General features: G+C 47.6%; 14 protein-coding genes. 3 read left to right on the plus strand and 11 right to left on the minus strand.

All coding sequences use genetic code 11. The annotated features are described in order from the left end of the window. Positions 1-72: 72 nt before the first annotated feature. Together ytxJ and MKY01_RS21265 are read right to left on the minus strand one after the other, a co-directional pair. Complete coding sequence (gene ytxJ / locus MKY01_RS21260) at positions 73-420, minus strand: bacillithiol system redox-active protein YtxJ (RefSeq protein WP_036614693.1); 348 nt, start codon at positions 418-420, stop codon at positions 73-75. Positions 421-542: 122 nt separating this feature from the next. Next, positions 543-956 (minus strand): hypothetical protein, encoded by a 414-nt coding sequence (locus MKY01_RS21265; protein WP_017687413.1) that lies wholly within the window; start codon positions 954-956, stop codon positions 543-545. A 276-nt stretch (positions 957-1,232) separates the two neighbouring features. Here MKY01_RS21265 and MKY01_RS21270 point away from each other — a divergent pair, with 276 nt between their 5' ends. After that, on the plus strand, positions 1,233-1,757 hold the full coding sequence (locus MKY01_RS21270) for a type 1 glutamine amidotransferase domain-containing protein (RefSeq protein ID WP_036674874.1): 525 nt from the start codon (positions 1,233-1,235) through the stop codon (positions 1,755-1,757). A gap of 120 nt (positions 1,758-1,877) precedes the next feature. On the opposite strand, the gene ptsP is transcribed toward MKY01_RS21270, so the two are convergent. From ptsP to aroA, 4 genes are all read right to left on the minus strand, one after another. Beyond that, on the minus strand, positions 1,878-3,638 hold the full coding sequence (gene ptsP, locus MKY01_RS21275; protein ID WP_036674873.1) for a phosphoenolpyruvate--protein phosphotransferase: 1,761 nt from the start codon (positions 3,636-3,638) through the stop codon (positions 1,878-1,880). Then, on the minus strand, positions 3,635-5,515 hold the full coding sequence (locus MKY01_RS21280) for a glucose PTS transporter subunit IIA (protein WP_036674872.1): 1,881 nt from the start codon (positions 5,513-5,515) through the stop codon (positions 3,635-3,637). The genes ptsP and MKY01_RS21280 overlap by 4 nt, the downstream gene beginning before the upstream one ends. 196 nt (positions 5,516-5,711) lie before the next feature. Beyond that, entirely contained in the window at positions 5,712-6,146 is a 435-nt protein-coding gene (locus MKY01_RS21285) for a CoA-binding protein (protein WP_017687409.1), read from the minus strand. A 59-nt stretch (positions 6,147-6,205) separates the two neighbouring features. Further along, positions 6,206-7,501, minus strand: a complete 1,296-nt coding sequence (gene aroA, locus MKY01_RS21290; RefSeq protein WP_339283432.1) for a 3-phosphoshikimate 1-carboxyvinyltransferase — start codon at positions 7,499-7,501, stop codon at positions 6,206-6,208. Positions 7,502-7,606: 105 nt separating this feature from the next. On the opposite strand from aroA, the gene MKY01_RS21295 reads away from it, so the two are divergent. After that, positions 7,607-7,912 carry a rhodanese-like domain-containing protein gene (locus MKY01_RS21295; RefSeq protein ID WP_017687407.1) on the plus strand — a complete coding sequence of 102 codons (306 nt, stop codon included), beginning with the start codon at positions 7,607-7,609 and terminating at the stop codon, positions 7,910-7,912. Positions 7,913-8,048: 136 nt separating this feature from the next. Here the strand turns inward: MKY01_RS21295 and MKY01_RS21300 are convergent, their stop codons facing one another. The 4 genes from MKY01_RS21300 to MKY01_RS21315 form a co-directional block, all read right to left on the minus strand. Further along, positions 8,049-8,558, minus strand: a complete 510-nt coding sequence (locus tag MKY01_RS21300) for a shikimate kinase (RefSeq protein ID WP_036614703.1) — start codon at positions 8,556-8,558, stop codon at positions 8,049-8,051. Between the two features lie 592 nt (positions 8,559-9,150). Continuing rightward, on the minus strand, positions 9,151-10,560 hold the full coding sequence (gene gndA, locus MKY01_RS21305; RefSeq protein WP_036614715.1) for an NADP-dependent phosphogluconate dehydrogenase: 1,410 nt from the start codon (positions 10,558-10,560) through the stop codon (positions 9,151-9,153). Between the two features lie 172 nt (positions 10,561-10,732). Further along, positions 10,733-11,332 (minus strand): hypothetical protein, encoded by a 600-nt coding sequence (locus MKY01_RS21310; protein ID WP_036614719.1) that lies wholly within the window; start codon positions 11,330-11,332, stop codon positions 10,733-10,735. 254 nt (positions 11,333-11,586) lie between these two features. After that, a complete protein-coding gene (locus MKY01_RS21315; protein ID WP_339283435.1) occupies positions 11,587-12,879 on the minus strand; it encodes an MFS transporter in 1,293 nt (430 codons plus the stop codon). Positions 12,880-13,055: 176 nt separating this feature from the next. On the opposite strand from MKY01_RS21315, the gene MKY01_RS21320 reads away from it, so the two are divergent. Next, the gene (locus MKY01_RS21320; RefSeq protein WP_026080977.1) at positions 13,056-14,531 is read left to right on the plus strand and encodes an aminotransferase class I/II-fold pyridoxal phosphate-dependent enzyme; all 1,476 of its coding nucleotides are present in this window, start codon (positions 13,056-13,058) and stop codon (positions 14,529-14,531) included. Between the two features lie 207 nt (positions 14,532-14,738). Here MKY01_RS21320 and MKY01_RS21325 read toward each other — a convergent pair whose 3' ends face one another. Further along, a complete protein-coding gene (locus MKY01_RS21325; RefSeq protein WP_036614722.1) occupies positions 14,739-15,056 on the minus strand; it encodes a DUF1292 domain-containing protein in 318 nt (105 codons plus the stop codon). Between the last annotated feature and the right edge of the window lie 20 nt (positions 15,057-15,076).

Raw genomic sequence — 15,076 nt, forward strand, 5'->3', positions numbered from 1 at the left:
GTAAATTTTCATACCATTTTCATTAAGATTTATATTACGACAAATTTTTGCATTAATCAATTAAAATAGGCTTTAGGACTCACTCAAAACATTCGTAAGTGTGGTTCTAGTAATATCTGAATGGGAAGTATGCCATACAGGAATTCCCTTTTTAATCAGGATCGCCTGTGGAGATTCGTGCTTAACACCCAGCTTGTCTGCTACTTCATTGGATACCGGGCGATCTTCCACAACATAGATGATGCCATATTTCACTTGTTCATTGGCATTGTTAAGCAAATAATCGTTCATCTCCTGATAAGCGTTTGAGCTGATCGGACAGCGCGTGCTATGCTTAAACAGAAGCAAGGGTTGATCCTTGGTAGCCTCCACTGCGGAGTTTAGCTGTTCAATACTTGTCATTTTAGTCATGTCAGCCATTAGATATACATCCCCCTTTACCAGGAATACCGCTATGTTGAGCGTTTTCACTCTTCGATATCTTAACAAAAAGTGCGCGAAAAAGCCAATTTTCATGAAAACAAGCATTTTACACGTCAAAATTAGACAGCATTTGAGAAGTACTCTTGCCACACAAATCCGGATAATTGGCTCAGTCTGCGCTCCGTGGTCTCAATCCACGCTGCATCACCAGACTTCGTTGCGTAACCCATAATGTCCAGCAGCAGATTGATACGCTCCTCCACTGCTTGCTGCATTCGATATTCCATCTCCCGATCGGTCGCATCCGGCCAGGCCAGCAGTAGCTCATGAAACAGGTCTGCCAGTTCATTACGTTCACCAAAAGATACGTCTTGCTTCACGGGCTGTTCACCCAATGTGTTAATGCATTCTGTTAAGTCCGGCTTGACCGGCGGAAGCACTTCATATGATACACAGTCTGTACACGCAAATACGGGTACGTTTCGAATCTCCACTTTTTTGGCGTATACCACTGTTCTTAATTCCAACTCCATTACATGTCCACATCTGCACGACTTGCGCACAACCATCACCTCATTCGTTCTATACTCTATATAAGTACCATTCGACCTATTTCGGCTCAAATCCTGCTATAAACGAAAGGTTGCACAAATTACCACTCCCTCCAGATGAAGGTTGTCGAATGCAGGCAGTTACTGACTTGTAATCGCTTCCTCCAAACTGAATATGCACTTCCATGAAGTCCCTTGGAGAATCTGTTACAATTAAAGACGAAACAGATCTAATCACCGCAAAAAGGAGAGATGGACATGAGATTAACTGGTAAAAAAGTCATCGCTCTGGTCGATGAAGAATTCGAAGATTTGGAATTGTGGTACCCTGTACATCGGGTTCGTGAAGAAGGTGCAGAAGTGCATCTTGCCGGAGAGAAAAAAGGAAAAACCTATATTGGCAAATATGGTGTGCCTGCTGAAGCCGAATACAGTTTCGATGAACTCGACAGTTCAGATTACGATGGCATTCTCGTGCCAGGCGGTTGGGCGCCGGACAAGCTGCGTCGTTATCCCAAAGTACTGGAGCTTGTGAAGGAAATGAATGCAGACCGGAAACCGATTGGACAGATCTGTCATGCGGGCTGGGTGCTGATTTCTGCCAAAATTCTGGACGGAGTTACAGTAACCTCTACACCAGGCATTCGGGATGACATGGAAAATGCAGGTGCCATCTGGAAAGATGAAGCCGTTGTTGTTGATGGACATATCATCTCAGCACGTCGTCCGCCTGACCTTCCCCCTTATGGCAAGGCATTCTGTGATGCACTCGCTGACAAGTAAAAATAACCCCATTGTGCTCTCATGCACAGTGGGGTTATTTTATATAACAAGGGTTACAACAAATAATTATCACAAATGTAAATATATTAATTTAAAGGTATTTATATCCAGTTTCCCTAATTACGATGCGTTCGAACCACTTTGTTCATCCGGACTTCCCGTGGAGTCATTAAAGACTTGCAGTCGCTCCTCAATATCTCCGCTGGTCCGTAAGGCGAAGCACTTTCGCGCTTCTTCTTTGGCGGTAGATGCTGTTGTGTTCAGCACTCTGTGCTTCACACGTAACAAGGATTGTGGAGACATACTCAAGTGACGAATGCCAAGCTCCAACCAAAGCGGAATGGCACGTTCGTCCCCTGCCATCTCTCCGCACACACTGACATCAATTCCAGCCGTATGAGCCGCATCTGCTGTCGCACGAAGCATCCGCAGAACAGCCGGATGATAGGGGTGATACATATGAGCAATCTGCTCATTCATTCGATCTACTGCCAGTACATATTGAACCAGGTCGTTCGTACCAATACTGAAGAAATCAGCTTCCTCTGCGAGCAGATCAGCAATCATCACCGCTGCAGGAACTTCGATCATAATTCCCACCTGAATGTGAGGGTCGTATGATAATCCCCGCTCGTCCAGATCGGACATCGCCTCACGAAGAATCTCATTGGCCTGCTGAAGTTCTTCCACCGAAGAGATCATCGGATACATGATTTTGACATTTCCGGCCGCGCTGGCACGCAGAATGGCTGTAAGCTGTGTTTTGAACAGATCCTTGCGGTCGAGACTAATCCGAATGGCACGGTAACCCAGAAACGGATTGTCTTCCTCCGGCAATTCAAAGTAATCGAGTTGCTTGTCACCACCGATATCCAGTGTACGAATAACAACCGATTGTCCTGCTGTTTTCTCTGCCACAAGACGGTACACCTCATACTGTTCTTGCTCACCAGGGAAAGTTGCACGGTCCATATACAAAAACTCTGTTCGGAACAAGCCCACACCTTTGGCTCCTTGTTTCAAAGCAAGGTCCAATTCCTTCACCGAACTGATATTGGAAGCCAAGTGCAAAACGGCCCCATCTTTGGTTACGGCATCCACGGTAGCAAGGACTTGAAGTTGTTCCTTTTTCTTCAGTTGTTTGCTGCGAAGCATGGTATACCGTTCAATTGTCTTGCGATCCGGGTCTGTAAATACCAAGCCATTGTCACCATCCACCACAAGCATATCCCCTGTCTCTACCGGCATGCCAAGACTCGCTTCCAGACCGGAAACGAGAGGAATGCCAAGGGCACGAGCCATAATCGCAGAATGTGATGTTTTCCCGCCAATCAAGGTCACAATGCCTAGTACATGGGTGGGATTCAGATGCGCCAGTTGAGATGGCGACAGTTCTTTGGCAACGAGTACATACGGCTGGGTATCCGAAGGAAGTGTAATCTCCGGTGCACCGAGCAAATGCTTGAGCAGACGGTTACCCACATCCTTGATGTCAATGGCCCGCTCCTTCATATACTCGTCTTCCAGCAAGTCAAACATCGTGACAAAATGGTCAATGGCTTCTTTGACCGCCACTTCTGCTGCCTTATATTGACGCTCAATAATGCCGCGAATTTCGTTCATGAATACCGGATCTTCGAGGATTGCCAGATGTGCATCAAAGATACTGGACTCCTCTGGACCAACAACTTCCTTGAACTCATTTTTGATATATTCGATCTCATCCTTTGATGTCCGTATGCCCTCATACAGCCGTTCGAACTCTTGGGCGAGATCCACCGAATCCATCTTCTGATCCGGCAGATCCCATTCCCAACTGGGCAGGACAAATGCTTTGCCGATGGCTATGCCTGCAGCTCCGTTGATGCCTTGTATCTTCATTCTACCCCTCCAACGTTCCTGTCATAGAGCACCACGGACATAACGGATGCCTGACCTTTCTTAACTTGCTTAAATGGAGCAAAACTCCATGATTTTACACGATCTGGATTCGTAATTACCATTGGTGTTGTTAGTGACGCCGCTTGCTCGCGGAGTACTGCCAGATCAAACTTGATCAACAACTGCCCCGGCTCCACCGTATCGCCCTCCTGAACAAAAGCTTCAAAATGGCCTTTCAACTGAGAGGTATCGATGCCGATATGCAGTAACACTTCAAGCCCCTCACGGGTAGATATACCCAAGGCATGCATGGTCGGGTACAAGTGCATAATCGTTCCGTACACGGGTGAGACCAGCTCTCCCTTTTCCGGAACAAAGGCTACACCATCACCGACAAGCTTGGCTGCAAAGATCTGATCCGGCACCTCTTCAATCGGGAGCATTTTACCCTGAACGGGGGCACAGAACAGAACCTGTTGCAGATCTCTTTCCAGCAGCTTCGCGATTTCTTCCCGAATCAATTCCGAGTAAGTCCCGAATACCACCTGTACGTTACCGCCACCCAGCTTAATCAGTCCAGCGGACCCCATACTCTTCATGGCACCCGTGTCAATCAGGCGGTCATCATGCACAGTCAGACGAAGACGTGTAATACATGCTTCAACCTGTACAATGTTACTCTTCCCGCCCAATGCTTCGAGGATTAAAGGTGCCTGATAAGGAATGTTACCTACCCAATCTTCCAGCATGGAGCCCTCTTCACGTCCTGGTGTTGGAATCTTGAACGTACGAATCGCCCATCGGAACAGGAAGTAGTAAACCAGCCCATATAGTATGCCAATCGGAATGAGCTTCCAAGCATTCTCCGATAGATGGAAATTGAGTATGTAATCAATAATACCTGCGGAGTAAGAAAATCCATGCCGGATATCAAGCCAGTAACTAATCCACATGGCAACGCCGGACATCACTGCATGCACGATGAACAGATATGGTGCCGCGAACAAAAAAGCAAACTCAATCTGTTCCGATACCCCGGTTAGAAAACAAACGAGTGCCGATGTCAGAAAAGTTTTCTTGATTTTTGGTTTCAGATCTTCCCTGGCTTCCTGAATAATAGCAAAGGCTATTGCCGGAATGGCAAACATCATGATGGGAAACAAACCCGCCATAAAGAATCCTGCTGTTGGATCACCTGCAAAAAATCGGGGCAAATCCCCTTGCACAATGTTACCATCAGGCGTTTCAAACGTCCCTAACTGGAACCAAAACACATTGTTAAGCAGGTGATGAAGCCCAAAAGCAACCAGCACCCTGTATAACACTCCGTAGATGAATAGTCCAAAACCCCCGAGACTGTATTCCCAGGTAGCAATGCCGTTCAATCCATGCTGTAGGATCGGAGCGAGCCATAACATAAAACAGGAGAACAATGCCGAACAGAGTCCGACGATGAGCAAAACAAACCTTGAACCTCCAAAAAATTGTAAAATTTCAGGCAGTTTAATGCTTTTAAACCGATTATGCATCCCACCGGCAAGCGCGCCGAGTATGATTCCGATTAAGGAAGCGGGCTGAACGGTGCCATCCCCGAAGTTCCGAGTCACCTGATCATATATCACGATACCAGCCAGAGCAGCAAGTCCCGCTTGTCCGGCCTGGTTGGAGAGTCCCAGTGCTACACCGACAGCGAACAGATACGGTAAGAAATAAAAAATACCGTGTCCGGCCACGGTAGACACTTCACCGACAATATCCAATCCCCAGGCGTCCCAAGGCAGACTGCCAACACTGAGCAAAATTGCGGCGGCGGGCAGGACCATTGTAGGCAGCATTACCGCTCGTCCGAGCTGCTGCAAGGATCCGAGCCAATTCATGGCGACCTCTCCTTTCTATCCTAGATGGTAAGCTTTACGCAACGTTTTGTCAAAGCAAAACAGTAACCAATTGGTAATTAATACGGCAAAAATAGAACAGAAAAAATCCCGTCAACTTCAAGTTAACGGGATTCATCCTATAATCATTCAATTGGTTCAGATCAGGAGATCATTCGATCACAGGTGAACGAGCCTCTCAGCCGCGTCCAGCGCCGCGCAGAACGATGGAATCCTCTACCTTGATACAACGATTCGTTACCGCTGTCATGCCGTTCTCTGCAGCAATCTGGACCGCTTCATCACTATGGATGCCAAGCTGCAGCCACAGTACATTTGCTTTGATGGCAGCGGCGTCACGAGCGACATCCGCGCAAAACTCTTCGCGACGAAACACATTGACAATGTCTACCGGCTCTGGAATATCCGCGAGTGTGGCATATACCGTCTCGCCAAGGATTTCACCTTGCACCTGTGGATTAACCGGGATGATGCGATAACCTCTGCTCTGCATGGCTTCTGCCACCATATAGGAAGTGCGATCTGATTTGTCTGATAAGCCGACGACTGCGATGTTGCCTGCCTTGCGCAAAAGTTGTCCAATTTCTTCACGAGTAGGGTTGTTAAATTCCATGTTCAAGCACCATCCTTTTCTGATTATAGTGCGTGTTCAAAAAATAGGTTTTCAGTTATTTACTCTTTTACCCATTGAACCGAGGCGCCAAGCGCCTGCAAATGATCGAAATATTGCGGATAAGACTTGGCTACATGGTGTGCATCCCGAATACGAAGCGGTTCCTTGGAACGCAGACCAACGACAGTGAGCGCCATAATTACGCGATGATCGTAGTGAGCGTTAATCTCAACGCCGCCTTCAACGCCTTCTGGACGTCCATGTACGATAATCTCAGCTTGACGCTCTTCAACGTTCGCTCCTGCCTTCCGCAGTTCGTTCAAATAATCGGTGATTCGGTCACATTCCTTGTAACGCAGGTTCTCTACATTATAGAACCGTGACGTGCCTTCCGCAAACACAGCTGCGGCTACCATAGCCAAAACGGCGTCCGTCGCGGCATCCCCGTCGAATTCGATCGCTTTCAGTCTGCCATTACCTTGAACATGTACAACATCGTTCTCATGTGTCAATGGCACTTCCATCATGCGCAGCACGTCAACGATGGCACGTTCACCCTGTTTGCTCTGCTCCATCAGGCGCAGAATTTTCACATCAGACTGTGTAACCGCTGCTGCGGCAAGAACCGCTGCTGAGCCGGGATAATCCCCTTGAACTGTGTAGGTCGTTGGTTGGTAAGCCTGTCCACCTGGTACACGGAAGGACATGTAATCATCACTTGCATGGATAACGATACCTGCCTGCTCCAGTACTTCCAGGGTCTGTCCGATAACGACCTTGGACTTCAGGTCATTCAGTACTTCGATGGTGCTGTCTTCTGCAAGCAAAGGTGTAACAAACAGTAATGCACTCAGATATTGGGAACTGACGGAGCCGGATACACGAATGTGTCCACCCTTGGCATTGCCACCCTTGATTGTAATTGGCAAGCGTCCTTGTTCGTGCTGTACATCAACACCCAATTGACCAAGCGCATCGATCAGGTCATCATGGGGGCGTTTGCCCAGCGAATCCGGGTACGTATTCACAAATGTAACGTCAGGGCAGAGCGCTGTAACGCCCATCAGGAAACGAAGTACAGCACCCGCATTCCCTACATTCAATTCACGCACATCACGGGGATGACTGCCAAAACCCTGGATCACAATCTTGTTGTCGTCTTCTTCAAGTACTGCCCCCAGATCGCGAATACATCTGCGCATGGCGTCACTGTCTTCGCTGTGTGCCGGGAAATGGATGGTACTTGTGCCTTCTGCCAGCGCAGCAGCCAGCAAATAGCGAGTCGTGTAGTTTTTGGAGGACAGAGCCCCGATTTCCCCGTTCAGAGTGGGGGTTGGTTTAACAATAACGTCCATGGATGAAATTCTCCTTCATTGATTATATTGTGGCCAAATTGACATTCCGTGCATCGCTTGGGTATCATTATAGCGTTAAGTCCATACAGAAAAGAGGACCTGAATATGACACAAATAGCTGAAATTGAAACGTCTGAGCTTCGCCGCCGTTTACAGGCGGGAGAGAAGTTGCAGATGATAGACGTCCGCGAGGACGATGAAGTCGCGCAAGGCATGATCGAAGGAGCCAAGCATATTCCGCTTGGACAGATTCCGGACCGGCTGTCTGAGATTGAGAAGTCAGGCGAGATCGTGATCATCTGTCGTAGCGGTTACCGCAGTGAGCGTGCATGTGAATATCTGCAGCAACTGGGATATGAAGGCTGTACAAACATGGTCGGCGGTATGCTTCAGTGGCAACAGGAAGACTAGAGAAGCCCGGAGAGAAGCGAAGTCATTTGTAACCTTGTGACCTCAGCTCTGCTCCACTCCCAGAAACGGGCCTATACGGCCCGTTTTGTTATATCTGCCACCACCTATCAACCATCAAACTTCGATGATAACAAGCTTAGACGCGGTAATGCGCTAAAATTAAACGAGTCACTTCAGCAGCGGATAACTCGGTTGTATCCACCGTATAATGTGCGAACCGGTATGCGTCTTTCCGTTCTTCCATAATTGCCTGAATACGTTCCTCTGCATTGCCTGCGAGGAGTGGGCGATTGTCACAGCCACTAACACGCTCTACAATCACTGCCGGATCAGCAGTCAAGGCAACAACCCAACCATTTTTCAACATCACGTCACAATTATCCGAACGTAGCACCACGCCACCTCCGGTCGCTATGACCTGTGACTTCTTCTCCAGCACCGAACACAACATGCGGCTCTCGGCGTCACGGAAATACGTCTCTCCCTTGCCAGTGAACAATTCCGGAATCGTACAGCCTTCCTCTTTTTCCACCGCGGCGTCTACATCAATCAATCGATAACCAAGCTCGCGTGCAAGCATGTCAGCGACGGTTGATTTGCCGGTTCCCATCATACCAATGAGAATAATATTGTTAGACTTGCTCAAGGTGTACACTCCTTTAATTCAAGCAATTCGTGAGCACTTTTGTCCTATCATAACACAGCCCTGCGGACTGGGAAAGACCATCTCCTTACCGACTTCCTTTCGACCATCCGCAAGTACTTCCAAGACAGATTAAGTAACTCCCGGCATCTAAGCCTACGGCAGATCACCCTTAAGCAGTTTTGAGCCTCCAAACATCTCAATCAGTAATCATCCAACAACCTAACGAACTCCTATGAGCTTATTTACGTAAAATAGGAGCAGTTAAACTTCTAACGAATCTCAGTAAACTTATTTCAAAAAATCACCGTCAAAACCTCGACATCTCGCTGCGAATTATTGAAATAGAGCCATCTGAGTTCGTTAAAAAATAGAACCGGCTCATTTTGCCAAAATAGAGTGTCTCCTGTTCATTAGGTCTAGAACCAGCTACATATCTTCTCCATAAACACTATTACTGTATAACACAGTAAAAAAGAGGCCTAGCATAAACCGGCAATCACCGGAACGCCAAACCTCTTTTGAGCCCCTTAGCAGGCCAAAGCTCCTGTTTAAAGGCACTTTGGCCAAATCTAATAGACTTGTATATGTGGTACTACTCCATCCAATTGTGGTGGAAGCTGCCTTCTTTGTCCACACGTTTGAACGTGTGAGCACCGAAGTAGTCACGTTGAGCTTGCAGCAAGTTTGCTGGCAGACGCTCTGTACGGTAGCTGTCGTAGTAAGAAAGAGCGCTGGAGAAGCCAGGTACCGGAACACCTTGTTTTACAGCAGCCGCTACAACTTCACGCCATGCGCCTTGATAAGACTCAACGATGTTTTGGAAGTAAGGATCCAAGAGCAGGTTTTTCAGCGCTGCGTCTTTATCATAAGCTTCCTTGATGTTTTGCAGGAACTGCGAACGGATGATACAGCCACCACGGAAGATCATGGCAATGTTGCCGTATTTCAGATCCCAGCCATACTCGTCGGAAGCTGCACGCATTTGTGCAAATCCTTGTGCGTAGGATACGATTTTACTTGCAAAGAGGGCTTTACGCACGCTCTCGATAAATGCTTTTTTGTCACCGGAGAACGCTTCAGTCGCTGGTCCATTCAGAATTTTGCTAGCTGCTACACGCTCGTCCTTCATCGCAGACAGGAAACGGGAGAATACGGATTCTGTAATCATGGACAATGGAACGCCGAGATCCAGCGCACTTTGGCTTGTCCATTTACCTGTTCCTTTTTGTCCAGCCGCGTCCAGAATAACGTCAACCATTGGTTTGCCGGTTTCCGGATCGTATTTGGAGAAGATATCTGCTGTGATTTCGATCAGGTAGCTATCCAGCTCTCCTTGATTCCATTCCGTAAAGATCGCATGCAGCTCTTCAACGGAAACGTTCAATACGGATTTGAGCAAGTGGTACGCTTCACCAATCAACTGCATATCTCCGTACTCGATACCGTTATGCACCATTTTCACATAGTGTCCGGCACCGTCTGGTCCAATATATGTACAACATGGATCGTCACCGACTTTGGCCGAGATTGCCGTCAGGATCGGTTCAACCAGTTTATAAGCACTTTCCTGTCCACCTGGCATGATGGAAGGGCCTTTCAGTGCGCCTTCTTCACCACCGGATACACCTGTACCGATGAAACGAATGCCTTTGTCTTCCAACTCTTTGCTGCGACGTTGCGTGTCAGGGAAGTATGCGTTCCCTCCATCAATGATGATGTCGCCCTCATCCAGGTGAGGAAGCAGTTGTTCAATGGTAGCGTCGGTCGCTTTACCAGCTTGTACCATGATCAAAATTTTGCGCGGGGATTCCAGGGATGCTACGAACTCTTCAATGGAGAATGAGCCTGTCAGGTTTTTACCTTCAGCTTCTTTCAGAAGATCATTGGTTTTCTCCGGGGAACGGTTAAATACCGATACTGAGAAACCTTTGCTTTCAATGTTAAGGGCCAAATTTTTGCCCATGACAGCCAGGCCAATTACGCCAATTTGTTGTTTTGTCATCTGGTCCTCCATCCTTTGCTCCAATTAATTTTATTGAAATAAATTCTCAACAATACTCCCATTTTAACGGTTTTATGTATAGAAGTGAACCCCGTGGCACAGCTACGCAACGAGAAAACACCCCAATCTGCTGAGGTGTTCATCGTATTTTCATAAATACGGCCTTATCTTGTCATCCTTCCAACATTAACAGATGTCCAGACAACTGTTTTAAGACTTGACGGCAAGCATTTGCTTTTTCGATATTATCCATCTGCATGGCCGTGTAGAGGCGCTCCAGTTCATCGTCTACTTCCATGCGCAACAACATGAGCCTTTCCTCGCCTTCACGCGAGAGGAACATTTCTTCCATCTCTTCCGCCGTCGGCGCAGGTTCCTTTTGAAAAATGACACGCTGTTTGAACCCAGACACTTCCACGAGCCGAATGACTTCACCGAATAAAATGTTCTCCACGGTCATCTGTTGATCCTTAAATCGCTTCACAACCGCATGCCCTCGTGTATCCCCAATCAGCTTCTCCAGCCACTCTGCAAGTTTTGCATCCTTAATGATATAATCTCCAGTCATCTTGTAGTTCCCCGTGCGTGTCTGTTGAAAGCGGAGCTTTACCAGCTTGCGGCCGGTCCGGACTGACAGGATAAAAAAGGATTCGTCCTCGCTCCAATATAGTGAATATCCCTCACGAATAAGGTCTCTGATCAAATTTTGGATATGCCGACGGTTGAACCGCAGCTCCAGATTGCAATATTCAACTTCATAACTCTTATTCACGGCACTCCCTCCATCTGTACCGGATCAACTCCGGCCCTCGTCTTCAATCGCTTCTACTCAATCGGCTTACCCTATTTTATACTTCATTTTATGTAAGGGTACTTGGTTATTTGACTATTTTTCACCGAAAGGACCGCCGGATTGCAGCTTTCCGCAGACGCACAGGGGCAAGCCCCCGATTATCGTGATATATTGGACGCGAAAAAGGGAGCCCCACAACCAAGACGGTTGGTGGAACTCCCTTTTCTTTTGCTTTATTTGGCCGGAGCGGTGCGAAACGGATTGCGGGATAACACAAAGTGCACAACGGCAAGTCCTGCCATGACGATGGCACTGCCGATGAATGGAGCCGGATGGCTCACGTGGTCCCACAGCAGTCCAGAAACAATAGGTCCTACAACCATGCCTGATCCCTGCAATGTAAGGAAGAATCCCCAGATCGCTCCCCGCTCTCCTTTGGGAATCAGCGTGGCTACAAAAGCATTCCAGGCGGGTAAAATCATGGCATAACTGATGCCCACCAGCATGACAACACCAAACACCACCGGAATGGATGTTATGGAGGAGAATGCAAACAGACTCGCTGCCGCCATCAAAAAACCAACGTTCAGGAACGGTTTCGTGCCAAACCTGTCTACCATTTTACCAACAGGTAGCAAGGCAATGACCGTTATTCCACCACCTGCAATCAGCAACAAACTGTATAGATTCGGTGAGATGTGCAGGTCTGTGCGTGTATATAGCGTGATTACTGGACTGAGCAGCCCGATGACAAACGACTGCATAAACAGGGCAGGATACACCAGTGGATTAACATTAAGTGTGCTGCGTACCCGTTGCAGTGTGTCCTTCACACTCTTTTGCAGCCGGATGAACGGCGTGAGCAGATTTGGTTTGGCTGGATATTTCACATCACTATTCTTCGCTACTTGCTCGGCATGCTCTCCTTCAACAATGACACGTCCAGGAAGAATCATGGCCACCAGAATAACGAGAATGGCACAACCCATCAGCACGAGGAATATGGTGCGATAATCATGATGCGTGCGCTCCAGTAGCCAGTTCATGCCTATAGGTCCAAGCCCAGTTCCGCCGAGAGCAGCCATCTCCAGCGCACCCATTGCTGTACCATTCTTGTTCTGTGGGCCTGACATCGCCGTCACCCCTGTCATGGCGCAAGGCCATAGTGGTGACGTACCAATGCCAAGAATGAGACAGGCCATGGCCAGTCCAACGGCACTTTTGAGAAAAAGGATCATAATAACAGCGATTAAGGTACAGATTAATGCTGTAACCATCGTTGCGCGGAACCCGATCCGTTCTGCTGCCCAGCCGGAAGGCGCCCGGAACAGATTATCTCCCAGATATTGAAGAGCAAATGCCACACCAATGACGCCTGCAGACAGACCCAGTATATTGTCCATATACACGGGCAGAACAGCTACCAACAGGGCTCCTTTGATAATTTCAACTAGAAAAAGTGTCAGCCACATCGCGATAAAAAATGGTGATCGCAAAATTTTGGCTGGTTTTGTGTCGGTTTGCATTCTTTTTCCCCTTTCGGTGTTCATTTGCCTATTCCCTATCCTTAGTGTAACCGTGGGGAATGTGCCCAAATCTCGGCAATTTAAAAAATTGTCGATTATACTGTTGCATTCGGTTCTTAATTTGCTATACTCATCTTTGTTTACCAATTTTATTAGGAAGGGTTGTGACAGCACTGATGAATCACCACCGTACGCCGCTGTTTACCGCTTTAAAAAATCATGCGGCACTCAATCCGGTACAGTTTCATATTCCGGGCCATAAAAAAGGATTGGGAGCGGATACCGAATTCCGTGAATTTATTGGCGATAATGCCTTCTCCATAGATTTGATTAACATCGCACCGTTGGATGACCTGCATCAGCCAACCGGTGTCATTCAGGAAGCACAGATTTTGGCAGCAGATGCCTTCGGAGCCGATTATACCTATTTTAGTGTACAAGGCACAAGCAGTGCCATTATGACCATGATTCTGTCTGTATGCTCACCGGGTGACAAAATTATTGTGCCCCGTAATGTGCATAAATCGGTTCTGTCCGCGATTATTTTCTCAGGCGCCAAACCCGTATTTGTTTCTCCTTCACAAGATGCCAATCTGGGCATTGACCATGGAGTGACTACACAGTCTATCCGTCGCGCACTTGAGCGTCATCCAGATGCCAAGGCATTGCTTGTAATTAACCCGACCTACTACGGCGTGGTTACCGATCTGAAAGAGATTGTTGAGCTGGCACACAGCTACCAAGTTCCTGTACTTGTTGATGAAGCACATGGCGTACTCATTCATTTCCATGAGGATCTGCCGTTGTCTGCGATGGCAGCAGGTGCCGATATGGCTGCAACCAGTGTCCACAAGCTTGGTGGCTCCATGACACAGAGTTCCGTACTCAACCTGAACACAAAGAATGGGTTCGTGAATCCACAGCGTGTACAGACGATCCTGAGTCTGCTCACCTCAACATCAACTTCATACATTTTGCTTGCTTCACTCGATACATCAAGACGTAACCTGGCACTCCACGGTCGTGAGATTGCACAGAAGGCGATTGAACTAGCTGAGTTTGCCAGACGTTCGATTAATGATATGGATGGCCTGTATTGCTTCGGCAGAGAGCTGCTGGGTACAGAAGCGACTTTCAACTATGATCCAACCAAAGTAACGATCCATGTTCGCCATCTGGGTATTACAGGGTATGAGACAGAGAACTGGCTGCGTGAACATTACAACATCGAGGTTGAACTTAGTGATATGTACAATATTCTGTGTCTCATTACGCCAGGAGATACGGATAATAGTGTGGATATCTTGCTGAACGCTTTGCAGGATCTCTCCCGTACCTATTATCAAGTGAATCCGGCCCATGAACTGGTCGTAAAAGTTCCGGATATTCCACAGTTGATGCTGACTCCACGTGATGCATTCTACGGTGATACCGAAGTGATTCCGTTTAAGGAATCCGCAGGACGTATTATCTCGGAATTCATCTATGTCTATCCGCCAGGAATCCCGATCCTGTTACCGGGTGAGGTTATCACCCAGGAAAATATCGACTACATCATCGATCATGTCGAAGTTGGATTACCCGTCAAAGGACCCGAAGATCGCAGCGTAACCAACGTTAAAGTGATCGTGGAAGCCGATGCCATTTTCTAAAACAACCTCCTTGCGCTGTGCAGGGGATAAACTTAAAGGACCAAGCCCTAGCTTGGCCCTTTTTTATTTTATGGGACAAGCGAATTTGCATTTTCCCGTCTATTTCGTCGTTCAAACCGGTGGTGTAAATGCTCGTATACCTCTTAAAAAACAAACAAAAGGCCCCCTGAGATCAAGGAGCCTTCATGTTATGTTCCAAAAGAATGACTATTCTTGTGATGCAACGAGTTCGTTGTAAGCCGCTTCAACGCGGTTCCACTCTTCTTCGTCTTCAATATTGTAGAGCACCATTTCCTCGTCTTCTTCTTCCATACGCAGGATGATGCCGTCAGCTTCAGGATTGTTACGTTCCAGCAGGAGCGCATAAACATGCTTCTCCACGTCAAACGTCTCCACCAAAACCATCTCCACGTCTTGGCCGTTCTCGTCTGTTAATGTGAGAAGGACTTCTTCATGCTCGTGGTCGTGGTCGTGGTCTTGCCCGCATCCGCAGCCATCGCCGTGTTCATGTGTGTGATCGCTCATTGAAATACCTCGCTTTATAA

The sequence above is a fragment of the Paenibacillus sp. FSL R5-0486 genome, assembly GCF_037975155.1.
Taxonomy (GTDB): Bacteria; Bacillota; Bacilli; order Paenibacillales; family Paenibacillaceae; genus Paenibacillus; species Paenibacillus amylolyticus.

Coding starts and splice junctions, on each gene's coding strand:
- ptsP (WP_036674873.1), bottom strand. CDS start 3,638: ATGAAGATACAAGGCATCAACGGAGCTGCAGGCATAGCCATCGGCAAA.
- MKY01_RS21315 (WP_339283435.1), bottom strand. CDS start 12,879: ATGCAAACCGACACAAAACCAGCCAAAATTTTGCGATCACCATTTTTT.
- MKY01_RS21320 (WP_026080977.1), top strand. CDS start 13,056: ATGAATCACCACCGTACGCCGCTGTTTACCGCTTTAAAAAATCATGCG.
- MKY01_RS21280 (WP_036674872.1), bottom strand. CDS start 5,515: ATGAATTGGCTCGGATCCTTGCAGCAGCTCGGACGAGCGGTAATGCTG.
- aroA (WP_339283432.1), bottom strand. CDS start 7,501: ATGGACGTTATTGTTAAACCAACCCCCACTCTGAACGGGGAAATCGGG.
- ytxJ (WP_036614693.1), bottom strand. CDS start 420: ATGGCTGACATGACTAAAATGACAAGTATTGAACAGCTAAACTCCGCA.
- MKY01_RS21285 (WP_017687409.1), bottom strand. CDS start 6,146: ATGGAATTTAACAACCCTACTCGTGAAGAAATTGGACAACTTTTGCGC.
- MKY01_RS21325 (WP_036614722.1), bottom strand. CDS start 15,056: ATGAGCGATCACACACATGAACACGGCGATGGCTGCGGATGCGGGCAA.
- gndA (WP_036614715.1), bottom strand. CDS start 10,560: ATGACAAAACAACAAATTGGCGTAATTGGCCTGGCTGTCATGGGCAAA.
- MKY01_RS21265 (WP_017687413.1), bottom strand. CDS start 956: ATGGAGTTGGAATTAAGAACAGTGGTATACGCCAAAAAAGTGGAGATT.
- MKY01_RS21295 (WP_017687407.1), top strand. CDS start 7,607: ATGACACAAATAGCTGAAATTGAAACGTCTGAGCTTCGCCGCCGTTTA.
- MKY01_RS21270 (WP_036674874.1), top strand. CDS start 1,233: ATGAGATTAACTGGTAAAAAAGTCATCGCTCTGGTCGATGAAGAATTC.